The organism is Arcticibacterium sp. GJ41-1, assembly GCF_055808875.1.
On the sequence record NZ_CM147888.1, the window covers coordinates 2,106,055 to 2,132,999 of the forward strand.

Annotated in this window: 23 protein-coding genes; 4 read left to right on the forward strand and 19 right to left on the reverse strand. The window is 37.9% G+C overall.

Going from position 1 to position 26,945, the window contains the following annotated elements; genetic code table 11:
- Positions 1–738, forward strand: coding sequence for a nitroreductase family protein (locus AC0L6O_RS08510; RefSeq protein ID WP_473307805.1), 738 nt, complete (start codon positions 1–3; stop codon positions 736–738).
- Positions 739–961: 223 nt separating this feature from the next.
- Here the strand turns inward: AC0L6O_RS08510 and AC0L6O_RS08515 are convergent, their stop codons facing one another.
- The 4 genes from AC0L6O_RS08515 to AC0L6O_RS08530 all read right to left on the reverse strand — a co-directional run bounded on the left by AC0L6O_RS08515 (position 962) and on the right by AC0L6O_RS08530 (position 3,028).
- Entirely contained in the window at positions 962–1,756 is a 795-nt protein-coding gene (locus AC0L6O_RS08515; protein ID WP_473307807.1) for an SDR family NAD(P)-dependent oxidoreductase, read from the reverse strand.
- Positions 1,757–1,939: 183 nt separating this feature from the next.
- Positions 1,940–2,248: a GNAT family N-acetyltransferase gene (locus AC0L6O_RS08520; protein ID WP_473307809.1), complete on the reverse strand. Its 309-nt coding sequence runs from the start codon at positions 2,246–2,248 to the stop codon at positions 1,940–1,942.
- Positions 2,241–2,450, reverse strand: a complete 210-nt coding sequence (locus AC0L6O_RS08525; RefSeq protein ID WP_473307810.1) for a (4Fe-4S)-binding protein — start codon at positions 2,448–2,450, stop codon at positions 2,241–2,243. Before AC0L6O_RS08525 ends, AC0L6O_RS08520 begins: the two co-directional genes overlap by 8 nt.
- 56 nt (positions 2,451–2,506) lie before the next feature.
- Positions 2,507–3,028: a YceI family protein gene (locus tag AC0L6O_RS08530; RefSeq protein WP_473307812.1), complete on the reverse strand. Its 522-nt coding sequence runs from the start codon at positions 3,026–3,028 to the stop codon at positions 2,507–2,509.
- Between the two features lie 146 nt (positions 3,029–3,174).
- Here AC0L6O_RS08530 and tnpA point away from each other — a divergent pair, with 146 nt between their 5' ends.
- Positions 3,175–3,609, forward strand: a complete 435-nt coding sequence (gene tnpA / locus AC0L6O_RS08535; protein WP_473303403.1) for an IS200/IS605 family transposase — start codon at positions 3,175–3,177, stop codon at positions 3,607–3,609.
- A gap of 130 nt (positions 3,610–3,739) precedes the next feature.
- Here tnpA and AC0L6O_RS08540 read toward each other — a convergent pair whose 3' ends face one another.
- The 12 genes from AC0L6O_RS08540 to AC0L6O_RS08595 form a co-directional block, all read right to left on the reverse strand.
- Positions 3,740–7,912, reverse strand: coding sequence for a choice-of-anchor Q domain-containing protein (locus AC0L6O_RS08540; protein ID WP_473307813.1), 4,173 nt, complete (start codon positions 7,910–7,912; stop codon positions 3,740–3,742).
- A 336-nt stretch (positions 7,913–8,248) separates the two neighbouring features.
- The gene (locus AC0L6O_RS08545) at positions 8,249–8,815 is read right to left on the reverse strand and encodes a type VI secretion system tube protein Hcp (RefSeq protein ID WP_473307815.1); all 567 of its coding nucleotides are present in this window, start codon (positions 8,813–8,815) and stop codon (positions 8,249–8,251) included.
- Positions 8,816–8,821: 6 nt separating this feature from the next.
- Positions 8,822–9,430: a type VI secretion system tube protein Hcp gene (locus tag AC0L6O_RS08550; protein WP_473307816.1), complete on the reverse strand. Its 609-nt coding sequence runs from the start codon at positions 9,428–9,430 to the stop codon at positions 8,822–8,824.
- Positions 9,417–10,802 (reverse strand): hypothetical protein, encoded by a 1,386-nt coding sequence (locus AC0L6O_RS08555; RefSeq protein WP_473307818.1) that lies wholly within the window; start codon positions 10,800–10,802, stop codon positions 9,417–9,419. Before AC0L6O_RS08555 ends, AC0L6O_RS08550 begins: the two co-directional genes overlap by 14 nt.
- 58 nt (positions 10,803–10,860) lie before the next feature.
- The gene (locus AC0L6O_RS08560; protein WP_473307820.1) at positions 10,861–11,169 is read right to left on the reverse strand and encodes a LytTR family transcriptional regulator DNA-binding domain-containing protein; all 309 of its coding nucleotides are present in this window, start codon (positions 11,167–11,169) and stop codon (positions 10,861–10,863) included.
- A gap of 182 nt (positions 11,170–11,351) precedes the next feature.
- On the reverse strand, positions 11,352–13,781 hold the full coding sequence (locus AC0L6O_RS08565) for an ATP-binding protein (protein ID WP_473307822.1): 2,430 nt from the start codon (positions 13,779–13,781) through the stop codon (positions 11,352–11,354).
- Positions 13,782–14,193: 412 nt separating this feature from the next.
- The gene (locus tag AC0L6O_RS08570; protein ID WP_473307824.1) at positions 14,194–14,637 is read right to left on the reverse strand and encodes a hypothetical protein; all 444 of its coding nucleotides are present in this window, start codon (positions 14,635–14,637) and stop codon (positions 14,194–14,196) included.
- Entirely contained in the window at positions 14,634–15,032 is a 399-nt protein-coding gene (locus tag AC0L6O_RS08575; protein ID WP_473307826.1) for a group III truncated hemoglobin, read from the reverse strand. Before AC0L6O_RS08575 ends, AC0L6O_RS08570 begins: the two co-directional genes overlap by 4 nt.
- 41 nt (positions 15,033–15,073) lie before the next feature.
- On the reverse strand, positions 15,074–15,508 hold the full coding sequence (locus tag AC0L6O_RS08580; RefSeq protein WP_473307828.1) for an RrF2 family transcriptional regulator: 435 nt from the start codon (positions 15,506–15,508) through the stop codon (positions 15,074–15,076).
- A gap of 68 nt (positions 15,509–15,576) precedes the next feature.
- Positions 15,577–16,569, reverse strand: coding sequence for a 2-hydroxyacid dehydrogenase (locus AC0L6O_RS08585; RefSeq protein WP_473307830.1), 993 nt, complete (start codon positions 16,567–16,569; stop codon positions 15,577–15,579).
- Positions 16,570–16,703: 134 nt separating this feature from the next.
- Entirely contained in the window at positions 16,704–17,528 is an 825-nt protein-coding gene (locus AC0L6O_RS08590; RefSeq protein WP_473307832.1) for a hypothetical protein, read from the reverse strand.
- A 285-nt stretch (positions 17,529–17,813) separates the two neighbouring features.
- The gene (locus AC0L6O_RS08595; protein ID WP_473307834.1) at positions 17,814–19,121 is read right to left on the reverse strand and encodes a DEAD/DEAH box helicase; all 1,308 of its coding nucleotides are present in this window, start codon (positions 19,119–19,121) and stop codon (positions 17,814–17,816) included.
- A 201-nt stretch (positions 19,122–19,322) separates the two neighbouring features.
- Between AC0L6O_RS08595 and AC0L6O_RS08600 the strand changes: the two genes are divergently transcribed.
- Complete coding sequence (locus AC0L6O_RS08600; RefSeq protein WP_473307836.1) at positions 19,323–20,417, forward strand: fatty acid desaturase family protein; 1,095 nt, start codon at positions 19,323–19,325, stop codon at positions 20,415–20,417.
- A gap of 147 nt (positions 20,418–20,564) precedes the next feature.
- Positions 20,565–21,437, forward strand: a complete 873-nt coding sequence (locus AC0L6O_RS08605) for a leucine-rich repeat domain-containing protein (RefSeq protein WP_473307837.1) — start codon at positions 20,565–20,567, stop codon at positions 21,435–21,437.
- Between the two features lie 22 nt (positions 21,438–21,459).
- On the opposite strand, the gene AC0L6O_RS08610 is transcribed toward AC0L6O_RS08605, so the two are convergent.
- From AC0L6O_RS08610 to AC0L6O_RS08620, 3 genes are read right to left on the reverse strand one after another with little or no spacing between them, the layout of a single operon-like run.
- On the reverse strand, positions 21,460–23,889 hold the full coding sequence (locus AC0L6O_RS08610) for a glycoside hydrolase family 95 protein (protein ID WP_473307839.1): 2,430 nt from the start codon (positions 23,887–23,889) through the stop codon (positions 21,460–21,462).
- 21 nt (positions 23,890–23,910) lie between these two features.
- Positions 23,911–24,861 (reverse strand): DUF1593 domain-containing protein, encoded by a 951-nt coding sequence (locus tag AC0L6O_RS08615; protein WP_473307840.1) that lies wholly within the window; start codon positions 24,859–24,861, stop codon positions 23,911–23,913.
- Between the two features lie 15 nt (positions 24,862–24,876).
- The gene (locus AC0L6O_RS08620) at positions 24,877–26,928 is read right to left on the reverse strand and encodes a glycoside hydrolase family 20 zincin-like fold domain-containing protein (protein ID WP_473307842.1); all 2,052 of its coding nucleotides are present in this window, start codon (positions 26,926–26,928) and stop codon (positions 24,877–24,879) included.
- Between the last annotated feature and the right edge of the window lie 17 nt (positions 26,929–26,945).

Genomic DNA, 26,945 nt, shown 5'->3' on the forward strand with positions numbered 1-26,945 from the left:
ATGATAATAAACAAAATGACTTTTAAGGAAATAGTAGAGGCACGCAGGTCTACCAGGAAATTTGACACGGAACATGCGTTTAAGCATGAAACGGTGGAAAAAGCATTGCGTTTAGCTCTGCTTTCTCCAAACTCTTCAAATTTGCAAACGTGGGAGTTTTACAGAGTGAAATCGGAGGATAAATTAAAACTCCTTTCAGATGCCTGCCTCAATCAGGGAGCCGCACGAACAGCTTCTGAGATGGTAGTTTTTGTGAGTAGGCAAGACCTATGGAAACGGCGAGCCAACTGGAACGCACAGCAGATTAAGAACAAAATAGGGGAGCGGACAGAGCTGAGCAAGCGAGAAAAAAGAGGAATTCATTATTACGAAAGCATGATGAAACTCTTCTATGACAATTCGCTTTGGCCACTTAATTCTATTATTAGACAACTGGTTTTAGCTTGGCGAGTGGTAAATGGCAAACCAATGATGCGTTTCACTAGAAGGAACGACAGCAAAGTGGTTTCTAATAAATCGTTGGCGATAGCCGCCCAAACCTTTATGCTAGCCATGAAAGACCAAGATTATGACACCTGCCCCATGGAGGGCTTTGACTCGGTTTGGGTTCGCAAAATATTGAATTTACCAAAGTCGGCGGACGTAAGTATAATAGTAGCCTGCGGCAAAGGACTGCCAGAAGGAGTAACTAATGAAAGGCTTAGATTGCCTTATGAAGAAGTGGTTTTTGAGGTATAAAAATTAGACCATGGAGGGTTGAAACTCCATGGTCTGATTGAGATTGAGCAAAGTAATCTCGAAATAATCTATACCCTAGCGGGGTATAAAATGAACAGAAAACCTTGAAAAGAGGTAAGGCTGTATTATTTGGCGGAATTTTGGCCGTTTAAAGCCAAAATTGTGACAAATGTTTTGACTGAAATGCTGTCAATTATCTCTTTAGATTTGCATTGAACACACATCAAATAACTGACTTCACTAAACCACCTTCTACTCTTATGGCAGCACCATTGGTAGCAGAAGCCAAGTCACTTACATAATAGGCTACGGTATCGGCTACTTCTTCTACAGCCGCAAAACGCTGGATAAGTGAAGTAGGACGGTCTTTTTTGAAGAAGCCTTCTTCTACCTCGTTTACAGAAGTATTACTCTCCGCAGCTAGTTTTTCTAAAAACTCTTCAACGCCTTTAGACTTGGTAGGGCCTGGTAAAATAGAATTGACCGTTACTTTTGTTCCTTTGGTCAATTCCGCTAATCCACGGCTAACGGCCAACTGTGCTGTTTTAGTCATACCGTAATGAATCATTTCGTTAGGAATAAACACGGCGGATTCGCTAGAGATAAAAATGATTCTTCCCCAGTTTTTTTCTAACATTTTAGGGGAAACATGGCGAGAAAGTCTGATGCCGCTCATGACATTGACCTCAAAAAGTCTATACCAATCTTCGTCCGGAATATCAGTAAAAGCCTTCGGCTCAAAAATGCCAGCATTGTTTATCAATATGTCAATATTTGGTAGCTGAGTTATCAAATTATTAACTTCTTCTACTTTTGAAAAGTCAGCTGCTATGCCAGAAACAACCGCATTAGGGTTATTGCTTTTTAATGAAGCAATCGCCTTGTTAATGCTCTCTTCTGACCTTCCGTTAATAATAACATGGGCACCTTCTTTTAGTAATCTAGCGGCAATAGCATATCCAATACCAGCTGTAGAACCACTAATGAATGCTATTTTGTCTTTTATTCTTAAATCCATTTTCTGTTGATTTTTGTAATGACTGGAGGCTTAGAAAAGCCTGTTTTTATATAAGTATAAAATGAAGTTTTAGCTGATTAGTTCCTTTAAATGGAGGTTTAATAACACCTCCTTTTTAAGATGACATTAGTTCAAAAAAATGACATATTTAGAAAAGCCTTTAAAGCAGATTTGTGTGTCGTTTTAGCCCCCAACCTTATAAAGCACATCATGAATGTCCGTGTGCTTGTCGAAGTAGCTTTTAGCGAACGGGCAAAGGGGCATTATTTTGACTTTTTCCTTTCTGGCAAAAGCTACGCCAGCTTTTACTAGTTCTTTGCCTATCCCTCTGCCATTAAAGCCATCATTTACGCCTGTGTGGTCTATGATAAATTTCTGGGTGCCTGCCCAAGTGTAGGTCATTTCGCCAGCAGGTAATCCATTAAGATAAGCTGTGAAAACTCCTTTACGTTCGCTGGTGTCGGTTCGTATTATTTCAATGTCATTACTCATTGACAATACTTAAAGCACCTGATGGACATTTAGAAACTTGAGCTATCAGTTCTTCACCTGAAGCATTCTCTGGTTTAATCCAAGGTCTGGCTTTTGGGTCATAAACATTAGGTAATGTTTTAACGCAAACACCTGCGTGTGTACATTTATCTGCTTGCCAAAGTATGGTGACCTCGTTGTTGCTGTATGTTTTACTTTTCATGGGTTTGAGTTGTTTTGTTAGATAAACTTACATTTAATCTTTCAAAAAGTAAAACCCTATTTCACAAAGCAATCAATCTCTAATTTGGCAGTATCGCTGATAAGGAAGTTACCCATGCTGTCACCAATTTTATAGGCTTCTCTGCTTACTTCCAGTTTGCCATTAAAGTGATTGTTTGTATAGGTGAAGCTAATTGTTTCATCTTTTGTGACTCCGTGCATACTTAGTTTACCTTTTGTTTCATAGCCTTCGGGAGTTTTGTAGATGTCATTTGACACGAAACATATTTTAGGATAATTTTCTACATCAAAGAATCCTGCTTCTGTAAGGGTTTTGTCTCTGTTTTTGTTTTTTGTGTTTACTGTAGAGGCGTCTACACAAACATCAAAACTTGAGTTTTTCAAGTTGCTTTCATCAAACTTTATGCTTCCGCTCATGTTTGAAAATGTCCCCTTTACAGAGCTTATTTTCATGTTGCCAATTTTGAAATTGACAATAGACTTAGTTTTATCAATGCTTTGAGCCTGAAGATTAAAAGATAATACCGCAGTAAATATTAGTATAAGGAGCTTTTTCATTTAAATATGGTTTTTTCTGAACTGATAACGTTATTGCTTAATATATCATTCAAAATTGAAACTGTTTTATTGGTCTCAGAAATAGTTAAAACTATGCAATTTATTGCATTTCGCTTTCAGCTTCTAAAAATGTGCTATTTTGGTATATGGATTTTCAAAGATCAAACGGGCATAGTATTTCCAGACTTACAGTTCACATAGTGTGGTCAACAAAATATCGCCATGCAGTTCTAAGTGGGGATATCAAGCTTCGTTGTCGTACCTTGTTGATACAGATTTGTGAGGCAGAAGGAGTTCAAATATTGAAGGGAGTCGTTTCAAAAGATCATGTACACATGCACCTGGAATACCGTCCCTCTCAGTCGATAAGTCAATTGGTTAAACTGCTAAAAGGACGTTCATCGAGGAAGTTGCAAATGGAGTTTCCTGAATTGAAGAAGCGTTACTGGGGTCGCCATTTCTGGGCAATAGGCTTTGGTTGTTGGAGTACTGGAAATATTACCGATGAAATGGTTAACGAGTATTTGGATCATCATAGAAATCCAAATGAGAGTAATAATACTAATTTTATCGTCGAATAGGCAGACTTTCAGTCTGGACTCAAAACTATGGACTTTCAGTCCATAGTGGTTTATTTAGTATGAACGCTCTTTTGATTTTGGTCAACATGAACTAAGAATGCGAATAGGACATGCATAGCTCTTCATCCTATTAGGGAATACACATTTCCGAATTAATTTCAGCCTTAAAGATGGCACCTTGTTCAGCTTCAAAACCGGGCAATAGCTCAATTGATTTGGTAGCACTAAGATGTGAGTCATTAGGTGCATGCTGGATACTGTTTACCTGAAGTTTTTCGAAGGAATCAAAGTATTGAATGTCATCATGAGAGAGAAGGCCTTCTCCATTGTATTCATAGGCTCCCAGGTCTACTCTCGAATTAAATATTCTAGCTTTATTTCGGATGTCGAATGAGCCCGCCGCCGTATTGTCTCCTTTATTAAAGGTATTAGCTCCCCAAGTAGCTTCACAGCCAGTGATTGCAAAATTACCTTTTGAAGAAGGAGCGGTGATAGATTGATCTACAAATTGTATATAAGGGTTGTTTTGATATGAAATATTACTGTCGGCAGTGCCCGCCACGGTTAGTCCTGTAATATAACTGTAGGTAATAGATGGACTTTGGCCATATGAAATCTTGAAATTGTCATTAGCGGAAGTGCCATTTTCGTAGATAATTGTATTTGTTATGGTTGGTTGGGCGTCCACACCTTCACCAACGCTAATATCTATACCAGATGAAGAATTCGTTGCGAGCGGATCCGCAGCGTTTATGGCAATAGTGCAATTTATTAACTCAAGCTTAGCTTCGGGGTCATCTTCATATGATTTAGTGGCATCTAGAAAGATAGCAGCTCCTTTGGAGTATGCATAATTACCAGTAATGACGCAGTTTCTAAACGCTGGGTTAAATTTAGCATCATAAGCTGATATATAAACTCCACCGCCATATGAATTAGCTTTGTTACCCTGAATAAAACTATTAGACAAGTTAAAAGAAGATGTTGAAGCCAAACGTGAAGAAAGGAATAAACCAGCTCCTCTGTCATTTGCATTATTATCATTGAATGTGGAATTTGAAATAGATAAGTGACTTATCCCGTTTTCAAAAGCTTTGGCATATAAGCCACCACCAATTAAAGTTGCTTTATTGCTATCTAGCACACAGTGGCTAATAGCTGGACTAGCTTCAGCGTGGGCATAACCTAGAATAGTAATACCGGCTCCTATGTCGGTTTCGTTTTTTGTGATATGACAGTTAGTCACTATTGGTTTAGAGGCTGTTCCAAGGCCTTCAGCCACTATAGTAAGGCCTCCTGAGCGGATTTGATATGAATTATCGTAAGCTTCCGCTATGGTGAATCCATCAATGACAGTTTGCTCAGAAACATTCTCTAGAAGCACAATATTGAATGAATTGTCTGACGTACTATCTGATAGTCCTATGTCTCCACTAAGAATGGTTTCATGTTCTTTAAAGTTTCTTAGCGTAAGATTAGTTGTTTTTAATTCATTTCCTTTAAAACCTCCATAAACTTTTACACTGTCGGGTATTTGGAAGGTAATGGTTCTATCACTGCTTGAAGTTGGTTTGTAGGTACCTTTGGCCACCCAAATACTGTCATTTGGTGTCGCCAATGTTAATGCATCTTGTAAGTCGGTGAAGGCATGTGCCCAGCTGGAGCCATTGTTATTACCTGTGGTTTGGCCTTGGTCTACATACATGAGTGTGGTGCCATTTTGATACTCAAAAGCTCCCATATCTACATCATTTCCTCTTATGCGTGGTGCTCCTGCCAAGTCGGTCGCTACTTTTACGGAGTCGCTAAGGCCCGTATTTATGGCCGGACTGGTGGCTTGAAGGTTAAAGTTGCCTATGGCGGCATTTAAAAAGAGTGGGTCTTGATTTATATTATTATTATTAGAAGTAGCAAAGGCAGCATCTTCTACAATACTGTTTATAATATTCAAACGGGCATTGTCTGTTCCTGCATTCCCCCCTAAAATTTTTTCATTATTCCAAAAAATACAATTGGTAAAATCAATTGGGGTTTTTCCTGAATCCCAATGTTCTATATTTATTGCGGAGCTATCTGCTCTCGTAAAAGTACAATTGATAAAGTGAGGTTGGGTGTTCGCATTGCCATCGTCATATCCGATATGGTCATTACCATTGCTGTCAAAAATACAGTTGCTAAGGATGCAGCTTATATCTCCATGATCTCCATAACTATACATTGCACCACCAAGGTTGTTAGCAGCATTTTCTGAGAAAGAACAATTGGTCAAGGTCGGACTTGAGGTGCCATAATTTCCAAAATTATACATTGCACCACCACTGACATTAGCAGTATTTTCTGAGAAAGAACAATTAGTCAAGGTCGGACTTGATGTGCCATAATATCCATCATTAAACATTGCACCACCACTGAAACTAGCAGTGTTTTCTGAGAAAGAACAATTGGTCAAAGTCGGATTTGAGATGCCATAATATATAATAAAGTAAAAATCACCATTTGCATTATTATACATTGCACCACCGTATTTCGCATTATTATCTGAAAAAGCAATATTCATGAGGCTTGGTGAAGAATTATAACCGGAAGAACCATCATTATACCAACCACCTCCATAGCCGTTTATAGAACTGCCATCAGCATTTCCGCCTTTAATGGTAAAACCATCTATAACTGTGCTAGGACTGCAATTTATGGTGTAAACTACATGGTATGAGTTGTCTGACGTACTATCTGATAGTCCTATGTTTCCACTTAGGATGGTTTCATTGCTTGTGTAGTTCCTATTAGCGAGGTTGTAGTTTATGGCCTCATTACCTTCCAAACCACCATAAATTTTAACATTATCTGGAATATGGAAGGAAATAGTTCTATCCGTGCCAGTGGTAGGCTTATATGTGCCAGCGGCCACCCAAATACTGTCATTTGGTATAGCTAATGTTAATGCATCTTGTAAGTTGGTGAAGGCATTTGCCCAGCTGGAGCCATTGTTATTACCGGTGGTTTGGCCTTGGTCTACATACATGAGTGTGGTGCTGTTTTGATTCTCAAAAGCTCCCATATCTACAGTTCCCCCTCTAATTCTAAGTTTTTCTACAATGTCGGATTTCCAATTCACCAGACTGTTGTCCCCCATGTTTACAGCTGGGCTTATGTTTTGTAGTCTTAAATTGCCATTGGTAGAGTCTACAAATATTGGGTTTTGAGCAAATAAGTTACCGCTTCCATGAAATGTAGCAACCCCATCAGTGTTTAAGGCGGCACAATCTATTTCTCTCACAAGCGAGCTGTATAGTTCTGCTTTTGAACTGCCAACGATACTAAAGCTTTTATAAAAAGTGTTTTCACCCCATAGAATTGTATTCTTAAAATTAGTGATTGATTCGCCTACCTCAGAGCCATTATCTGCACTTTCACTAAAGATGGCTTCTCCAAAATCACTATTTGTGCGGCCATTATTGTAGAAGGTGCAATTTGAAAATGTAGGATTGGAGTGTCCGTCTTGGCTTTGGGCATTTCCATCATTAAAAACACCTCCACCTTGATAGGCCGTGTTGTTATAAAATAGACAGTTGGTGAATGATGGGTTGGAGTTACCCGCAAGTCCCTCATTGTATATGGCACCGCCTTTTCCCGAGGTACTAGTTTCTGAGGAATTGTTAATGAAGGAGCAATTGCTAAGGATAGGACTAGCATCACCTTCGTAGCCATCATTACATAAAGCCCCGCCCTTGTTAAGAGCATAGTTGTTCTTAAAGATACAATTATTGATAGTGGGGCTTGAATTATTAGATACATGTCTACCAGTATTAAACCAGCCACCACCACGCTCTTCTGGGAAAGTATTGTTATTGGCATTTCCGTCTTGGATAGTGAAGCCATCTAAAACGGTAGTAGCACTTACATTCTGGGTATAAACTACATGATATGAATTATCGGAGGCAACACCTGGGGTGCCGATATCTCCACTCAAAATAGTTTGGTTGGTACCAAAATCTCTTAAAGCCAAATTATAGCCTACTAGTTCATAACCTGCAAAGCCACCGAATACTTTTACGCCGTCTTTGATTTCAAAATACTCGTTTCTGCTAGTGCCACCGGTTGGCCAGTAGGTGCCTGCCGCTACCCAAATGGTGTCTCCAGATGATGATGCATCAAGAACGCTTTTCAAGCTAGAACTGTCTTTTGCGTTTCCCCATGAACTTCCATCTTTAGAGCCAGAGCCGCTTGGTGTAACGTATTTAATTTGAGCGGATAGAGAAAGGCTGTATATCAGGCTGAGGAGAAGAATTAGTTTCTTTTTCATATTGAATATTATCGCAATTTATTGAAAACCTAATGGCTGGCGTTTGATGAATTTTATGAAGTGTTATTACTTTAATGTTAAAGGTTTTGACTTGAGTTATTAGCTTTCTTTGGACTGGGGGCTACTTGTATTAGTAAGTAAAAAGCCCTGATACGTGTACTGTACTTTGAGGCCTTGCCGTTGATACCAATCAGGTGCTTAGTGAAATACATGGAGCTTGCGAATACAAGACCAGTTAGTTTTTCGTTAAACAGTATAAGCGGTAACATAGACAAGAGCATATTTAGTTATTTATACCAAATACAATTCCCTTTGGGAAAGCCTCAAATGCATTTGCTAGAAACTTTTATTTTCAATTATGTCCCAACTAGCTTCAAGAGGAGGTGTTTGTCTCATATTGCTACTGCTTGTGGTATAATGCTCCACTTTAACTTTTTTAGCAAAAAGGTTAGCACTTAAAACTATATCGGTTTCTCCATCGATAGCACCGTTTCGTATTTCGGTAAATTGAATATTTTCTAAGGTAAGTACTAGATAATCATCAAGTCCGCTAGCAAAGTTTTTCATAATGGAGATAGTGGCTTTTTGAATATTATCGTCACTATGGATACGCTTGTAAAGTTCAGCTATATTCTTAGTCTGTTTTAACTTTATCGCAAAACCAGTGAAATGAGGTTTCCCACCAGGACTACTTGTATTTGCCGGATTTATGGCCCTAATTTGATTGGATACGCCAAATTCGAAACTCAGTAATTCAAATTCATCACTATGAGCAGGTAGAGTGGCCTGCCCATTTAATACTGGACCTTCAATTTTCATGAAATACCGTTGCTGGGCATAACTCTGAAAAGAGTACAATGCTAATGCAAGAATAGTCATGTAAATAAATATATTCTTTTTCATAGTATTTTAGTTTATATCGAATGAGTTGTTATTTTTTATATAGCTCCATTGCATGGTTTGGAAGCTAGGTGTTCCTCCATTATCATATTCTATAATTTTTCTTTCTATTGCTCCATAGTCTAGATTAAAGTTCACTATTACGGTACCATTTACAGGGTCAAATCCTTGAATTGTTACATTGGTGACATACACTAGCTTAAATTTTGATTCTTCAAGGTTTTCCATTGAAGAGCCATTGGCTCTAGCTATATGAAGTTCAGCATTTGCATTAAATGTGCTGCTCCCTATGTGTTCACTCTTTAAGCATTTGTTAATTAAACTAGTAAGAGACTTGTCCGCAATCATCGCAGTAATAGCTAGTGTTTCAGCCCTTCCCTTTCCTAATTGAGATTGAGCATTGCTTATTATTCTAGAATTCTGTGCAGCAAAACTGTAAGAACTGACTTCAATCCAGTCTAAGTGATTGGCTTCTTGAGACTCACCGTCAATTCCATCCAGTCTAAGGTAAATACTTAGTGTATTCCAATTTTCGCTATTCTCCATGAGTGGGGGAGAAATAAAGGAGCAAAAGAAAAATGGGACAAAAAGAAATAATATGGTTTTATTTTTGAGCATGACTTAGGTTTTTTAAGGTTTTATTCTTTAAAGTTGCTATAGCAGCAGGGTGCATGTAGGTTCCTTTTTCATTTTCAGGTTTTTCTACCGATACTTTGACCCTATTAGATTGAGCATAAGCGTCGTTTCTAACTCCAGTAACTTGCCAACTTACTTTGACATTTGGAATGTCTGATTTGATTTTGAACTGGTTTTTAGTGACTTCTTCAGCAATAATTACTTGAGCGAATTGCCCAATAGGAGTAAGCTGGTATCTAAAGTCCATGTTTAAGGCTTCAAAATAGTCTGGGAGTAGAACGAGGGCTTTGCCCTCGGCATCGGTTGTGACATTACCGTTATAAACATTCATCATCTCTGGGCTTTCCACAAAACTGTGGTAGAGGTACTTGTTTTCGGGGTCCAAAGGATGGTCAATTTTAAAGGTACCCGAGCCTTTGGCTACAGAACCTGTTATGGTTAGGTTTCCTTCTAACCTAGTGTTTCCTTCTACCACAACGGCCGTACCTGAGCTAGATCGCCTACCTTTTATTTTAAGAGCATGAGGGTAGCCAGCGTTTTGTACAATCAACTTGGCCTCATTATTTCGCACGTTGGTTCCAATAAGCACTTGCTCCTCTAATTCTTCCGTTTCAGAAAGAATAGTACCTCCATATACAACTAGCTTTGTATCTTCATCGGCGTCTATGGCGGTTTCTAAGGAGCCTATGGTTAATCCCCCTTGAAATGAGGCGTCTCCACTCTTTAATATCACCAGTGCATTTGATCTATTTATAGTGGGGCCGTCTTTGTACCCGTTTCCTAGTACAAGAAGGCGGTCATCTGCCACCCAGTAGTTAGGGTTAAAGCCCGAGTAACCCGTAGTATCAGCGAATGTACCAAGTGCCAGCTCACCGTATGAGAGAGCGATATTTTTTGTTCCCAAGGCTGCACTAAAAGTCCCTTTGGCTTTGTTATCAACACCTAAAGCTAGGGAACCATAGGCCTCCGCTCTATTACCTGCCCCTAACGTAGTTGAATAATAGGCATTACTTGTAATAACATTATTCAAGCCAATTGATAATGAATGATCTGCTAGTGCATAGCAGTACGCTCCTATGGCGACCCCACCTAGGGCATCCACATAGGTATTATCTCCTATTGAAATCCCGTAGTCAGCATAAGATTTTGCATTAGCACCAATCGCAATGGTTGCCGTATGTGTAGCCTCAGAATCAATTCCACCGGCAATAGATGCTTCTCCGCTAGCGGTAGTGTTGGTTCCATATCCAAAAGAGTTAGTACCCGTAGCGGTTCCTCCTCCCATTGAAATCCCTTGGGCATATATCAGGAGAGGTGTGAAAAGTAATAGGATAATGTAAATTGATTTTTTCATATTGACTGGCGTTTAGTTTGATACTTCTATGGAATAAATAAAATAGCTAGGTATGGCATTAGGCAATAAGACTAAGCTCTTGATTAAGCACTTTTATTTTTCTTCTAGGAAGGTTTATGAGCTGGTTATTTTGAAGCAAAACAGTATTAGCCTCACCTACTTTTTTAATGAAACTGTGCCGCACTAAAGTTGACCTGTCTAAGCGAATGAAAGGCTGGTTTACTAAGAGTTGAGCAAAGTACTTTAGTGAGTATGCGGAGATATGCTGATTGTTTTCTTTATCAAAAAGCAAGGTGTAATTGGCAGATGCCTTCAAGTGACTTATCTCTGAAATAGGTACTTGATCTAATATTTTAGGTGTTTTCATATCTTACTATTTTTTGAGTTAGCAAGATGGGAGAAGAGGTTTTAGGCCATCTTCATAATAGCTTAAGATTCTAGCATTTTAGTAACAGCCCAGCTAATATTGTCTAGACAAAAGTAACATGGCTTAGTTGTTGTGTATTTTAATTCGTTTATAGTTAGTTACTTATGAGTAACATTTTTGTGCTAGTCTTTGTCTTTAATCTGGCTTGGGGCAAATCCATATTTCTTAGAGAAAGCTCTTGAGAAGTAATTAGGGTCTGAATAACCTACAGCATAGGCTACCTCGGACACAGTCAGTTCATTTTCTTCCAATAGCTCTATGGCTTTGGTCAGTCTATAGTTTGAAATATAGGCTGCGGGAGTTTCTCCAGTTATAGCTTTGATTTTTCTGTTTACCTGCATTTTACTCAATCCAAGAAAAAAGCTGAGGCTATTGACTGTTAGGTTTGGTTCCGCTATGTTTTCAGATATGTAGTTTATGACCTTTGCTAAAAAATCATTTTCTGGATTGGTTCCAGTTTTTTTAAGGTTTGATTCTAGCTGAATTCTCTTTCTAAGTTCAAGCAGGTTGATTATTTGTAGTTGTAATTCTTTCTTGTCAAATGGCTTGGTGATGTAGGCATCTGCACCTGTGCTAAGGCCACTGATTTTATCTTCATGGCTATGTTTGGCGGTAAGCAGAATAATCGGGATATGGTCTGTGCTTTCAGTAGATTTAAGAATATTGCAGAGTTCAAAGCCACTTAACTTTGGCATCATTACGTCGGAAACCACTATGTCAGGAATGTGGTTTTGAGCCATAGAAACTCCTTCTTCACCGTTTTTGGCAACTATGATGGTATACTCGTTAGCTAATATACTTTTAATATAAGTTACTATGTCATAGTTGTCTTCTACCAGTAATAGTATAGGTTTTTCGCCTATGGGCTCTAGATTTTCTTCATTTTCCACTGCTTTAAGGCTGTTGTGGTATACTGTTTTGAAGTGAATATCTTGCAAAGGGGCGTTCCTTCTGATAGGTAATCGGACAATAAACTCCGAACCAATTCCCTTTTCAGATTTTACCGATATTTCGCCGTCCATTAGGTTAATAAGTTCATGTGTTAATGAAAGCCCAATGCCAGTGCCTAGGTCAATAGCGTTATTGCTTTGGTAAAATCGGTCAAATATTTTCTCTAAAGTGGTAGATGTCATCCCTACACCACTGTCTTTTATTTTAAAGTGTAACTGCTCTTTTTCAATACTTGTAATATGTACTATTACCTTGCCTCCTTCTCCAGTGAATTTAATAGCATTACCCACTAGATTAAAGATTATTTGTTGGAGTTTGTTTTCATCAAAATCCATCATTTGCGAATCAACCTCCGTGTAAAAGGTAAGCCTAACCCCTTTCTCATTAGCCATAGAGTAAAATGACTCTGTAAGGTATTGTAAAAAAGGAATGATGTCTCCTTGAATATTTTGGAGCGACATATTGTGGGTATCTAGCTTAGATAAATCTAGCAATTGGTTAACTAGATTAAGTAAACTATTGCTGTTTCTCTTTATGAGTTCCTTTTCCTTTGCATGTCCGGCTATTTGGTCGGTCATGCCAGAGATTAGTGTTAATGGAGTTCTGAATTCGTGAGAGATATTAGTGAAGAATTTTGTTTTTAACGTACCTAACTCTTGTAATCTTAATTTCTCCTTTTGCTGTAAACGCATTCTATAGCCAAGCCCTAAGGAGAATATGACTATTTCAATCATAACACCAGCTTCAGTAAGATACATTCTGTCAAAAGGTAAGTTTCTTATTATATCATTGTGTTCTAAAATTGATAATATGGTGTTTGAGAAAACGAAGACATAAAGTATTAGACTGCCTATAAGGAAGTAATTGACTAGCTTGTTTCTTTTTCTAAATATTAATACTACTGAAACTAAACCCAAAATTAGCGTACCAAAAATGGAGACTTGACCAATACTTAGCCAGACTCTTCTAAGGTCAAAAAAGTAGATTGTATCTAAAAGTAGACCTACAGGAATAGATATGCGTAAGTACCATTTTATAAAAGTGTCAAGTCTTGGGACCAGTTTATCTAGCTCAATGAAGCTCCGCATAAATAAGAAATATAATAGGGAGCAGAGCATAGGGAGTATCTGGCTCATTTCAATGAAATTATGAGCAAATTGATAGTCGGTAAACAGAATTGCCTGGCTTAAGCCTGTTTCGTTCCAGAGAACAAAAAACATTAAACCCGTGTAAACGGCGTAGTGCATGTAGGGCTTGTCTCTCCTTATTATATAAATTAAGAAATGATAGAGTGTAATGAGAATAAGTGCCCCACCTATAAGTCCCTGTATGAGAAAGTTATTTTCACGGTTTTGGAATGTGAGCGAGTTCCAATTTTGAGGCGAGTATAGCTTGAAATTTGATACTATCTTCTTTTCAATATGATGGGTGCAGCTTAAGTATATAAACTGCGTATTTGGGCTTATTGAGATTTCCTCTTGAACGGAATTCCCTATGGTATGAATCAAAAAACCATTGGGTAAATTTCTGGAGCTAAGTGGTATTAATGTTCCAGTTTTTCCTATAAATATGGAATCAAGAGACACGCCTACCTCCTGCAATTCATCTAGGTATAGTATATATTTTTTTAGCTCCAGATTATATTGCTGAAGGGGTATCCTTAAACTAAAATCACCTTGGTATATGGTTTGCGAGTCTCTATGATAGGTAGCCCAAGAAGCATCATCAAAGCTAATTTCAACATTCTCTAGATCTATAGATGTTGATTGGGCATTTGTTTGAAGCAGAGTTAATAAGAAAACAAGTAAATAAGTCAGTTTTGAAAAGGTTTAAATCGGGAATTTTTTTTCAAAGCAATTTAATAATATTTATAGAATATTAACAGACAGACACCTATAGCTCTAGATTATACTGTATAAACATAATGTTTTATTTATTCAGTTCTATTGATTTAACGTTGTCAAAAAGTAGAGGGTGGTTGTTTTCCTATTAGCACACTTTGCTTTTACGCCTTCAGATTATTTCCTTTTTGAATTGTGAAATACCAAATAAGACAAGTGAAGTAACTTTTAGGGCTTCTACGCCTACATAGTAAAAGTGAAGGTTTGACGGTGGAACTGGAAGATTTTGAATGTACAATTCAGCTCTAGCGTCTAAAGCTGGAAGTAACCAAAGAGTCTGAATAAGCAGTAATAACAATGGGATAATAAAAACTAAATAGGGTAGTTTGAAGCCTTCTTTTGCCTGAATGATTAGATTAATGAAAATGGCTATAGCAAACACCCATTCTACTTTATTTAGAGCGTTAAAAACTAGCCTGCCAATACCCAAGCCTAAGGAAAGAGTAATCCCAGGAGCTTGAAATTTCAGCCAAGCTTCTAAAAAACTGATGGCACATACAAAGCCAATCCAGAGGAAAGTGGCCATGACGGTAATAGGACTTTTGACGGTGCTCATAATACTTTAAAAGAGGGGTTATTTCTGAAATACTCTATTTTAGAATGAAACATCTCGGCCATTCTTTCTCCTTGCCATTTAGCTCTTTCGGCTTTTTCGCCTACATAAAGTGCGTCCACGGTTTCATAAAAGAGCTTTATCCATTGGTTAAAATGTGATTTATCTACAGGCAGCTTTGCATGTGGTACAAAAGGACTTCCATGATAAGTGTGCTCGTTGAGCAAAACAGTTTGCCAGAAGCGATACATTTTGTCTAAGTGCTCAGGCCATTTGTCTTTTATACGGTCATTGAAAATAGGCCCCAAAGCACTGTCCTGCCTGATTTTTTCGTAAAACGTATCCACCAAAACTTTAATGTCTGATATATCTAGAATATCTTTTTCGGTAGTTTTCATAATTAGTAATGGATGTTTATATCCAATATTTATTCAAATTTTTATCTTTTCAAAAATGTCAAACCTTCTGACAATTCAGTGGTTAGTGACTTTAGTGTGGTAGTCTCTAGCATGTCCCTTAGTCTATCTCTTACTCCCTTAAATTGGTCATGAACTGGGCACGGTTTTTTTTCATTGCATTGCTCCAAACCTAAGCCACAGCCCGTATAGATTTTATCACCATCTATTGCCGCTACCACATGACTTAAGGTAACTGTGTCTAGTGTATTGGCAAGTACAGAAAAACCACCATGAGGGCCTTTTTCAGAGATGAGTACATCACTTCTAGTTAGCTGTTGTAAAATTTTAGAAGTAAACGCTGCAGGCGAATTAATGGCCTTAGCCACTTCTTTTAGTCCCACTTTTCTGCCTAGCTCAGATTGTTCGGCTATATAAATGGAGGCTCTAATACCGTATTCACAAGATTTCGAAAACATCTAAATTATTGTCTTTTGCTATGCAAAGTTAAGTATAAAATCATAATAATGGATGATATTATCCACTATTATTTATTCAATTTTACCTCATTCTCAATCGAGTTTCCAGAAGCAAAGTTTGTAATGTTTCTTAAGGTCGTAATCGCTATTTGATCCAGGGCTTCTTTGGTGAAAAAACCTTGATGAGAAGTGATCAAAACATTTGGAAAACTTATAAGTCGCTGAATTTGGTCATCCTGAATAACACTTTCAGACAAATCGTGGAAGAAGAGCTTGTCTTCTTGTTCGTAAACGTCAATGCCTAAATACCCTAAAGTTCTATTTTTTAAAGCCTCAATAGCTGCAGAAGTGTCAATTACCCCACCACGACTTGTGTTAATGAGCATAGCACCTTTTTTCATTTTGGTAAAAGCTTCCTCATCAAATAAGTGAAATGTTTTAGGAGTAAGTGGACAGTGCAAAGAAATGATGTCAGACTGTTTAAGGATATTTTGCATGCTTTCAAACTGAACTCCAGCTGTTTTGAGTTCCGCAGATTCTACCATATCAAAGGCTAGAACCTTGCAGCCAAAACCAAGCATGATTTTACAGAATATAGCTCCAATTTCTCCAGTGCCAACCACGCCCACAGTTTTATTGTAGAGGTCAAAACCGGTCAGGTTTTGCAAAGAGAAATTACCTTCCCTCACTCTATTGTAAGCTTTGTGGGTTTTCCGGTTTAATGTTAAAATTAAAGCAACAGCATGTTCTGCAATGGCGTGTGGTGAATAAACAGGCACGTGCATCACAATAATGTTATTGTCGGCAGCTGCCGTCAAATCCACATTATTATAGCCGGCACATCGCATGGCTATGGCTTTTACCCCATTTTTAGCAAGCGTGTTAATAGTCTCCTTATCTAGTTTGTCATTAACAAAAGCACAAACCACATCATAGCCTTTGGTTAAGGAAACAGTAGAGGTATTTAAAGACGCTTCAAAATAAGTGAGGTCAAGGTCTTCTTTAAATTTGTCGAGGTATTCTTTGTCGTAAGATTGTGTACTAAAAACTGCTATTTTCATGTATTGCGTTTAAGAAATTACAATACGTAAATTTAGTTATTTGCAAGTCTAGAAACTTGTCAATTTTTATTAAAGAATAGCCAATATGACTACTGTCATTTAATGCATCATGAAAACATGAGCATAGTCACAAACTACTTTTTGATTTTGATAATTGCACCAAAAGTGATGTTACCTTGTCCAAAGAAAAAGTCTTGGCTAGCTTTGTCTAAGTCAGACTTGGTAGTAGTAATGTCTGGCATGTTAATGTAACCGCCTTTCAACTCAGATTGAATAAAGAAACCATCAAAGAAGGTGACATTCAGACCTACCGAGCCATCTAAGCCAAAGCCAGAAAGGTGAAATTCATCGTTTCTTTCTCTGCTAAGGAGTGTAGTGTTGGTTCTTGGATATAAAACGCCCACGCCTGCCCCCAAAACGCCGTTGACAGTAACTTTGTTAAAGTCTAACAATTGTTGAGAACGTCTTACTGCCGTGTTTACATAATTAAGCCCATCTGTATGTTCAAATTTCAGAAAGTCTTCGGTTAACTTAATGTCGGCATCAGCATAACTGCCATCATAAGGTGTGTTAGAGTTAGCTATTTCTCCAGAGATTTTGACAGTTTGGTCAGCTTGCATAACATACTTCATGTGGTCTATACCAAATGAAATATCCCAGTTCTTTTTGATGAAATAGCCAATTCTGAAATTATACTGAGGAATAGTGAAGTTCTTAGGGTTTAAATAGGTGTCTACGCTAAAAGGTGTTTGCCTGTCTTTGGCTATCACATTTTTCAAAAGGAAATTATAATCTACCCCTGAAAAAGTTATGTCAGATTTTGAATAACGACCAGCGTTCCATCCGCCATAAAAGTAGAATCGGTGGTACTCGTCTTTTTGATTATTTAAATGCGGTGACTGGGCAATGCTCTGGAAAGATAAAGTGCTTAAAAGAGCTAAAACTAAAGTGAATCTCATTAATGTATTATCGCGACGACCTTCGTGAAAAGGTTATAAGTTTATAGAAAGACAAAATTAATGATTTGCTAGTTTCACCTTTGTACTTTTTTTATAAAAGGAGAAAGAATCTTTAAAAACTCATTTTTCACATTTTTTGATTTAAAGGAAGTGAAAAGTAGACGCTTTGTGAAAATGTTTTTCTTAGGAAAAGATAATCCTAAATTCGTATCGGTGTATTGACGGGCCGATGTCCTATATATAATTTAGGCTAAGATGCAGTTTATTTGACAGGTAATAAGCGAGTTAATTTAACTCGCTTATTCTCACTTTCTTGGTTTTTAGTTTTGTATTATTTAGAGAAGCTATAAGCTTGTGAGCTTTGGCTGCTGGTACGGCTACAAAAGCACAATCTTGTTTTAATTCTATATTTCCAAGCTCTTCTTTTTCTAGTTTTCCTTGTTTGAAAAACAAGCCGGCTATATCACCTTTAGAAATCTTATCTTTTCTTCCACCAGAAATGAAAAGCGTAGTCCAATTATCTAATTCCACTTCTTTTTCTTCGGTGTCAACTTCTAAAAGAGGAACACCTTTGATAAACGTTGGTAGCTTTTCGTCTTTTCCTCTTAAAATATAGGCAGTTCCGCCGCTGTTCATTCTGGCAGTACGTCCGTTTCTATGGGTAAATTCGTCTTCTTTAGGTGGCAACTGAAAATGAATGATATAGTCTAATGCAGGTACGTCAATTCCTCTGGCTGCTAAATCTGTAGCTACTAAAAGTTTGCTAGAACCATTTCTAAATTTTATTAAAGCTCTTTCTCTGTCTATTTGCTCCATACCACCAAAAAAGCACTCGTGGTTAATTCTTCTTTTTTCCAAGAAAGTGCTTACGCCATTGATGGTGTCTTTGAGGTTGCAAAAGAGAATACCATTGGCATTGCCTATGTGATTCAAAAGCTTAGCTAGCGTTTCAAATTTGTTTTTAGTGGGCGAAACCACTAATTGAAGCTTTAGCTTAGTTTTAGCTCCACCTAAGAAATTGATTTCTTTAGGTTCTACCAATCTTAAAAAATCTGGTATTTCAGCTTTTTGCGTAGCAGATGTCAATATTTTCTTATCTAAGAAAGGAAGAGCTTCTACTATCTCCTTCATTTCCTTTTCAAAACCGGTTTCTAAGGACTTGTCAAATTCGTCTAGAACTAAGGTTTTGATAAACTCAGTAGAAATGTTTTCTCTTCTAATATGGTCGGCTACTCGGCCTGGTGTACCTATTAATATGGCAGGAGTGTGTTTTAACTCCATTTTGTCTTTTGAGCCTGAGCGTCCACCATAAACGGCATTGATTTTATAACCGCTGCCCATTTCTCTAGTTACCTGTTCTATTTGAATAGCCAACTCTCTAGAAGGTACTAAAATTAGGGCTTGGATTTCCTGAGATTCTGGGTTCAGATTCTCAATTAGCGGTAACAAAAACGCCAAAGTTTTACCAGAACCAGTAGGAGAGAGCAGCACTACCTCATTATGATTTTTGATAGCTTTTTGGGTTGCTATCTGCATTTCATTTAGTTTGGCTATGCCTAGTTTGTCAATGATTTCTTGCTGCTCTTTTTTCATGCCACAAAGCTATCCATTTTTGCTAGTCTTACCACCTTATTTTCCTTCTGTAATAGCGAGGTTTTTATAATAGAATTCGGTTTTTGACTGAATATCACAGTTTTTCTTTCGAAATATTAAAAATTATAAAAGTCCAAATGCGGTAGACTGTCTTTGTTATTGCCTACTTTGTAGACTTCATAACAAACTAAAGGAATAAGAATGAGAGGAGAGGGAGTGAAATTTAACATCCGCAGTAAACCAGAATTTTTCAGGGAAGTGGTAAAACGAGTCAATTCTCATTTTAAAACCAACAACATTTCTAAACAAGGAAATGCTAACATGGTCCTCAAAACCATTTTTATGTGTGGCCTGTATTTTATCCCTTATGGCTTTATTCTTAGTGGTGTAGTGACTTCCGTAGCAGGTAATATGGGGCTTTGGGCTCAGATGGGTTTAGGCATGTCGGGCATAGGTTTGTCTGTTATGCATGATGCTAACCATGGTTCATATTCAAAGAATAAGAATGTCAACAGTTTTGTAGGGCTTATCATAAATTTTGTGGGTGGCTATCATGTAAACTGGAAAATTCAGCACAATGTGCTTCATCATACTTTTACCAATATTCAAGGCTTTGATGACGATATCTCAAAAAACAATTCATTGAGGCTTTCGCCTCATCAAAAGCATCTTGCTTTTCATAAGTTTCAGATTTTCTATGCTCCATTTTTGTATAGTTTGTTGTCGCTTTATTGGTTCTTGGGAAAAGATATAGAGCAAACCATCAAATACGGGAAGGAAAATTTAGTGCAGGAGCAAGGTATTTCTATCAGGAGAGCAGCCATAGAGATTTTCTTTGCAAAATCGCTTTATCTGATAATATTCATTGTGTTGCCTATTGCATTGTCGAGCATAGTTTGGTGGCAAACGCTTTTGGGTTTCCTTTTGATGCACGCCATTTGTGGTCAAGTTTTAGCCCTGATTTTTCAATGTGCCCACGTGCTAGAAGAAACAGATTTCTTTATTCCTGATGACTCAGGAAACTTGGAGAATAGTTTTGCTATTCATCAAATGAGAACTACGGCAAACTTTGCCAATGGAAGTACCTTCTTCTCATGGTTTATTGGTGGACTTAATTATCAAATAGAGCATCATTTGTTTCCAAATATTTGCCATGTGCACTACAAAGAAATTTCAAAAATTGTGAAAGCTACCGCTTTAGAATATGATGTACCTTACAATCACCACAAAACGTTTTACGGTGCTTTGAAAAGCCACTTTACGGTTTTGAATAAGCTTGGGGTGGGGGCTGTTTAGGTTATTTATCAATGGTGCTTTTGAATGATTTTTTTTAAGTTTGGCTTCTTGCTAGTTTTTTTTTAGCAAAGCCTTATTTTTAAGCTCAAAAGCACTGTTCACTATACTTTAAGAGTCCATTTATGGTGCTAAAATCTACATCTCAAAATGAAAAATAGCACATTAAAATACTTGGTTTTCGGAGTATTCCTTGTTTTTACATCTTGTAAGGAAAAGGATATTGGTCCCTATGTAACGCTAAGCAATGCTGATTTTGAGAAATATCTTGTAGACGAGGGACTTGATTCAGATGGGATGGTTAATGGGAGAATTTTAGAATTAGAAATACTAAGTATAGATAGTTTGAATTATCAAGGTTTTCTATCAGAGGGTATGCAGGCCGATAGAGTTCATTTCAAACATTTAAGTTATTTGAGCTCGAATTTTGAAATTGGTTGGCAAGATTTGGAGCAGTTTACATCTCTGGAAAAACTTCATCTTAATGGAGGCTATGAAAATAGCGGAAATGTGGTTCTAAACATCCCAAGTTTAAGGGAATTAACATTTCAATTATGGAAAGTAGATTCGCTTGACTTAAAAGATATGGAACATTTGAATTATTTGTGGATATCAGATTCTAGAGATTTAAGACAAATAAGTCTACCCTCCTCTTTGAACTATTTACATATTGAAAATGCACGAATGAAGGAAATTGATTTTGCATGTTCCAATGGGTCATCATGGCTTAGAGAAGTCAACATACTAGGGAACCTTCATATCAATTCAATGAATTTTGAAAATTGCACAAGCCTTCAACGCATGTACTGTACAGGCAATACTTACTTGAAACATCTAGATGTTTCTGATGCAAAAAAATTGACTGAATTACATACTGAAGGCAGCTATATAGATGAAATATGTGTGAGAGATTTAGAACAAGCTGAAAAGCGAAATGGCCTAATTCTTTATTATGAGCATACTATTCCGAAGTATGCCTTTACAAAGGCTGATAAAACTAAATATGTTGAATGTTCCGAATAATTATATTCTCATAGATATAGCCTCAATTGACAAAACTAATTCTGCTGTCTTTTTCTATATCAATAATTTCGTCTTTTAATCTTACCACCGGTTTTACGCCATTTTTGCCAGTAATGGTAGCTTTAATAAGCTTTCCATCTTTCCACGCAATATCTAAAGTATAGTCGCCTCTGGCTTTTACACCACTTATTTTTCCTGTTTTAAACTCTTCAGGGAGTGCTGGCAATAGGTGAATTTCATTCAAATGACTTTGCACTATCATTTCTGCTATACAGCCGGGAAGTGCTGCCGATGCGTCTAATTGCCAATTGCAGTGCATGCCATCTTCTTCCGTATGCATTTCTGGTCCGCCTTGGCCGCTGTAGGGAGCATGTTGGTAAGTAAGTCCGTTTTCAAAACCCTCTTCGGTTAAGAGTTCTCCCATAATTTTTGAAGCTCGCTCGCCATCCATAAGCCTTGTCCAAGCCCACATTCTATGTGCTCTTGCCCAGTTTCCGCCAGAGGCGTCTTCTTGCTCCATATACCTACCATCGCCACGCATATCTAAAGATTTTTTAGCGGCTTTCGCAAAATCTGGATTGAGCGTAGGATGTATTTGTCTTCCGGGTGCTACCGCATATAAATGAGCTATGTGCCTATGATGTGTTTCAGGATTGTCAATATCTTGATACCACTCTTGCAGCTGTCCGTGTTTTCCTATTTTTAAGGGAAGCAGTTTTTCTCTAGCTGCCAGAAGTGAATCTGCAAAAGCATTTTCGTTTAAGATTTTGGCCGCTTCAGCGGTATTGGTAAATAAATCCCAAAGCATTTCCATATCTTGATAAACTCCGGGCAGGTTGTACTGATAATCCTCACTTTTATAATCATGAAAGGCAGGATTTAGGCCATCTTTGGTCATTAAGGCTCCATGTTCTGCCGAAACTGCTGGGCTGGTAATGTTGTAACCTTTATAAGGCACCATGTTTTGAAGCCAAAAAGTGGCTTGTCCTTTTAGTAGGGGATATGCCTGGTTTTTTAAATAAGCTTGGTCTTGACTAAAGGAATACTGCTCCCATACATGCTGACAGTGCCACACACCGCCCATAGGATACATGCCCCACCTAATGCCTCCAATAGGAGCGGCATGACCCCAAATGTTCCCTATACTATGGCTCACCCAGCCATCTGTTCCGTAAACGCGATTAGCTATTTCTTTTCCTGAAATACTTAGGTTTTCAATCCAGTCAATATAAGGTTGCTGACATTCCAATAAATCCAGAGGGCCGCTAGACCAGTAAATTTCTTGGACATTGATATTGCTTTGATAGTTTCCTGCCCACGGGGCAAAATCAAAAGCATTCCAAACACCCTGAAGATTGGCAGGTAAAGTGCCAGGTCTAGAAGAGCTAATAAGCATGTATCTGCCCAGATTAAAGGCCATTTCTTTATAGCCTGGGTCTTGGCCACCAGCTTTTAGCTTTTCAAAACGTTCGTTGGTCGGAAGTTGGTCTAATTCCTTATTGGTAGCTAATTCTAGCTTAACTCTGTTGTAAAGTGTTTGATAGTCTTTTATATGGTCGTTTTTTAGTTCAGTGTAGCTTTTCTGAAGAGCAAGGTTCAGAACGTCTCTGTTTTTAAGTGCTGGGTCTTCGCCAATGTACCTTGGGTATTCCATTTTATAATTGGTACTCATGGTAACATAAAGCTCCACAGAATTGGCACCTCTTAGGGTAAGTTTGTCTCCTTCTTTGCCTAATACGCCACCGTCATTTTTAACTTCAATTAATACATTGAAAGGGCGTTCGTTGCCATTGATGAAACCTTTAATTTCAAATACATTGTTTTTTATGTGTACAGAAGATGTTTTTTGAATGACGCTACTGCCTAAGTTAAGGTCAATGCTGTTTTCTTTATCGGCGGTGTATTTGAGTACTAAAACTTTGTCAGGGTAGGAGCAGAAGTACTCCCTATCGTATTTAGTTTCTGCTTTTTGATAAGTTACGGTACCTAATGATTTGGCTAAGTTTAGCTCTCTTTTGTAGCTGCTATATTCTTTGGTATTGTTTGGGAACTCTATTTTCAACTCGCCAATACTTGTGAAAAAGCCATACATTTTGGAGTCACCCATAAACTCTTCCATCATTAGTTTATCAGCCTTTGGTATGTCGCCATTTACCACAGCTTCTCTAATTTTCGGAATACTAGCTTTAGCTTTCGGATTCACCCCTGCTTTTTCCCATTCGCCATTAGCGGGAGCTCCTGTCCACATGCTGGCGTCTGTTATCGCAATTATTTCTTCGTCTACTCCGCCTAAAAAACTTGCCCCAAAATAACCATTACCCAGATGCATGGCTTGGCTGTTCCAGTATTGCCCTGGGTACTCAAACCACAGTTTTTCGTTCTTACTTTCTTGTACAGGTTCTCTAGTACAGGAAAATAGTAAACATAGCAGACCAAGTTTTAAAAGTTTCATAGTAGGGTATGATATTAAGATTTAATCTCCTATCCAAGACATTCTTTCTGCCCAGTCGTCTAGGAATTGTTTTCTGAATTTATTCACCGTTTTAGCTCCAGCTTTATCGTTCTCGTAAAGAGAATCTACAGGATTGTCGGTCCAAAAATTGGCACCATGGTCTGTAGGGACAAAAGCACCACCCCAGCTTTCAGATTCGGGATTATTTGGGTCTCCGTTTAGCAGATAAAGTAAAGAAGGTGTATCACCCATTTTTATATCTTCCTTTTTCTGCCAAAACAAATTCCCCAATGCTCCGTGGTCTTTTAAATGAGCTTTCGGAAATGAAACGTTTGAGTAATCACCTTCTTTAAATCCACCCATATACATACCTCTAAAAGTGGTGTTGTTTTCTATCCACCATAAGTCTGGATGTGCATTATAAAGGTAATTTCTGGAGCTTGTGTCCTGCACTGTATTCCACGAACCAATAGAATACACGCGAATATTTTTCTTTATATCAGGACTAGCATGAACGGCCTGTGCCACATCTGTTAAAGAGCCCCATGCTAGCACATAAAGTGGCTCGTTAGAAAGTTCTTTGGCTTGGGTGATGATTAGCTGTGCACCTTCACTTAAGTTTTCTGGCTCCGTAGTAAGTTGAACTTCTTTAGCTCCTTGTTTAGTGATGCTATATAGATACTCAGGCGTAGGAAAATCGTCATTATGCATGAGCAGTTTCTCATAGTCTTTTTGGTATGCATTTATAGCTTCGTCAATATGCTCTTTTCTGCCTTGATGTGGCGGTGAACTTATTAAACCTTTAATATTTACACGGTCTGTATATACAAAAAGGTGTACCAAAGATTGATAATCGTCGGGGTCGCTGCCGCCAACATCGGTACTTATTATCACGTTCGGTTTTTTCTGTTGGCAACTGGCCATGAAGAATCCAGCTAACAGTGTTAGCAATAGCGTATTAAATAATTTCATTTCAATTTTTAGGGCTTAGTACGTTTTCTTTATTTTTTCCAAGAGTAGCATTTCAGCATAAAACTGCCAATCGAAATTGATGCTTTGGTTAGCCAAATGTGCATGATGGTCTTGGTCTAAAATGTAGTCGCTTGGCTTGTTTAAGTTTCTGGTTTTGCTGTAAACGGCTTCTAGTTCGTTTCTGACTTTGTTAAACTCTTCTTCAAGGTTTTTGACCTTACTCAAACTTCCTGCTTCGTTATTACTATTGTCAAGCTCTTTAAAGGCCATTAACACTTTTGCGGGGTAAGCAGTTAGTTCATTAACTTGTTCATATACTTCAAGCGTATAAAGGTTTCTGCTGGTCATTGATTTCATCTCATCTATCTGGTCAGCCACTTGCTCATAACTTATCAGTATTTCTTCAGCATTATCCAGCCTTTCTTTGTTTTCAGAAGTCCAAACACCCTTATTTTTTAGGTCTGGTAGCGAAATGACTCCTTCCTCTAGCGGGTTCTCCATTTTTTTGAGATAATTCCTTTTATTTCCTTTCAACAAAATGTTTTTCCAAAGTCCTACTTGTACTTCTAAATCGTCAATAAAAGCATACATTGGTTGAGTTAATTCATGCGAAAACTCACGCTGTCTGTGTGCGGTTTTTATTTCCTCCATAGTTCTTTTATCACCAGCCCAAGAGTATTCTGCAAAAGCCAAAATGCCACGCATGTACAGTTCAAAATGTGGGGAATCATCGTCCCAAAGAGTTAATAGAATTCTGTTAAGATTGTTATCAATAGAAGCATTGACAAATGACCTAATATTATGCATGTTGCTTTCTTGCTGCGGCATCAAAACCCACCTTGTTTGTCCTGCGGTGGCACCCATTACTTGTAAGTCGTGGTCAAGGAACCATTTCATGGCTTTACTATTTCCAAGGGCATCAGAGTTGCTATAATTCCATCGCATGTAAATACAGTTTTTAGGAAGTTGGTCAAGGAAAGCGGAAAGCTTATGCTCGTTTTCTTTCCATATTTCATCTACTTCTTCTTGGCTAAGGTCAGAGTCAAACATAGATTCATATACGCCTGAATCTTTCAAAGGCATATCATCCCAGAAAATTGGAATTCGGTTATTTTCTTCCGCAAACTTGCAGACTTTGTTTAACCAAATAAGCTGAAGTTCTAGGGACGTTTTTCCACTGTTTCTTCCTGTGGTATGCACTTCGTCACCGCCTATATGGAGGTATTTTCCGTCTGGCAAAGCCGCTAAGGCATCTTTGTAAAGGTCAAACTGTAGGTCGTAGGTTTTAGGATTAAGTGGATTAAAAGCCCAGTCATTTTCTGGGTCGTCGCGGAGGTGCTTATACTCATCATGTTTTAAAATGAAAGAAGCATGACCCAAACCCTGAATTAATGGGCTGATTTTTATGTGTCTATCTAAAGCATATTTGCTCAGAGCTTGCCATTCTTCGGTACTTAATGCATCGGCAGAAGCCACTTTTGGTTGACTCGGAAATTGAAGCTTATCTTCTAGCTCCGCAATAATGGCATTGACTTTATAGGAAGCTAATTTGTCAATCAGATTATAATAGTAGTTCAGCTTTTCCGTATGATGTTTGATATCAAGGTGTACAGCCCTATAAGAAAGCATTGGATAATCTTTTATGGTGCAAATAGGCAGATTGACCTTTTGCTCATAAGCGTCAATCACGAGTTGCTCCAAAGTTTTGAAAGCATAAAAAAGTCCCGCATCATCTTTAGCTTTTATTTCAATTTGATTCTCTGAAATATTTAAGAGGTAGCCCTCTTCACCTAAGTCCAAAGTATTGTCAATAGCATAGGTGATTTGAGCTTCGGCTTCGTTTTGCGTAGAAGCCAGTTCGCCTAAAACCTTGCTGACAATTGGCATTTTGGCACCATCTACAGCGTATACATTTTTTAGGCTATTATGGGCTAGAGCACTTACTCCAGTAATTTCAAATTCTTGTGGTAAAGGCAGGATTTTAAAGTCGCCTGTCCTCTTGATAGGCTCGCATGAAGCGAAAATGATACTGAGCAGGAGGAGAGAATAACCGAGATATTTTTTCATGAAATGATGTTTAGACA

Coding starts and splice junctions, on each gene's coding strand:
- AC0L6O_RS08575 (WP_473307826.1), bottom strand. CDS start 15,032: ATGAAAACTACCGAAAAAGATATTCTAGATATATCAGACATTAAAGTT.
- AC0L6O_RS08550 (WP_473307816.1), bottom strand. CDS start 9,430: ATGCTCAAAAATAAAACCATATTATTTCTTTTTGTCCCATTTTTCTTT.
- AC0L6O_RS08560 (WP_473307820.1), bottom strand. CDS start 11,169: ATGAAAACACCTAAAATATTAGATCAAGTACCTATTTCAGAGATAAGT.
- AC0L6O_RS08530 (WP_473307812.1), bottom strand. CDS start 3,028: ATGAAAAAGCTCCTTATACTAATATTTACTGCGGTATTATCTTTTAAT.
- AC0L6O_RS08515 (WP_473307807.1), bottom strand. CDS start 1,756: ATGGATTTAAGAATAAAAGACAAAATAGCATTCATTAGTGGTTCTACA.
- AC0L6O_RS08585 (WP_473307830.1), bottom strand. CDS start 16,569: ATGAAAATAGCAGTTTTTAGTACACAATCTTACGACAAAGAATACCTC.
- AC0L6O_RS08605 (WP_473307837.1), top strand. CDS start 20,565: ATGAAAAATAGCACATTAAAATACTTGGTTTTCGGAGTATTCCTTGTT.
- tnpA (WP_473303403.1), top strand. CDS start 3,175: ATGGATTTTCAAAGATCAAACGGGCATAGTATTTCCAGACTTACAGTT.
- AC0L6O_RS08590 (WP_473307832.1), bottom strand. CDS start 17,528: ATGAGATTCACTTTAGTTTTAGCTCTTTTAAGCACTTTATCTTTCCAG.
- AC0L6O_RS08620 (WP_473307842.1), bottom strand. CDS start 26,928: ATGAAAAAATATCTCGGTTATTCTCTCCTCCTGCTCAGTATCATTTTC.
- AC0L6O_RS08525 (WP_473307810.1), bottom strand. CDS start 2,450: ATGAAAAGTAAAACATACAGCAACAACGAGGTCACCATACTTTGGCAA.
- AC0L6O_RS08595 (WP_473307834.1), bottom strand. CDS start 19,121: ATGAAAAAAGAGCAGCAAGAAATCATTGACAAACTAGGCATAGCCAAA.
- AC0L6O_RS08580 (WP_473307828.1), bottom strand. CDS start 15,508: ATGTTTTCGAAATCTTGTGAATACGGTATTAGAGCCTCCATTTATATA.
- AC0L6O_RS08615 (WP_473307840.1), bottom strand. CDS start 24,861: ATGAAATTATTTAATACGCTATTGCTAACACTGTTAGCTGGATTCTTC.
- AC0L6O_RS08600 (WP_473307836.1), top strand. CDS start 19,323: ATGAGAGGAGAGGGAGTGAAATTTAACATCCGCAGTAAACCAGAATTT.
- AC0L6O_RS08570 (WP_473307824.1), bottom strand. CDS start 14,637: ATGAGCACCGTCAAAAGTCCTATTACCGTCATGGCCACTTTCCTCTGG.
- AC0L6O_RS08545 (WP_473307815.1), bottom strand. CDS start 8,815: ATGAAAAAGAATATATTTATTTACATGACTATTCTTGCATTAGCATTG.
- AC0L6O_RS08610 (WP_473307839.1), bottom strand. CDS start 23,889: ATGAAACTTTTAAAACTTGGTCTGCTATGTTTACTATTTTCCTGTACT.
- AC0L6O_RS08520 (WP_473307809.1), bottom strand. CDS start 2,248: ATGAGTAATGACATTGAAATAATACGAACCGACACCAGCGAACGTAAA.
- AC0L6O_RS08510 (WP_473307805.1), top strand. CDS start 1: ATGATAATAAACAAAATGACTTTTAAGGAAATAGTAGAGGCACGCAGG.
- AC0L6O_RS08540 (WP_473307813.1), bottom strand. CDS start 7,912: ATGAAAAAGAAACTAATTCTTCTCCTCAGCCTGATATACAGCCTTTCT.
- AC0L6O_RS08555 (WP_473307818.1), bottom strand. CDS start 10,802: ATGAAAAAATCAATTTACATTATCCTATTACTTTTCACACCTCTCCTG.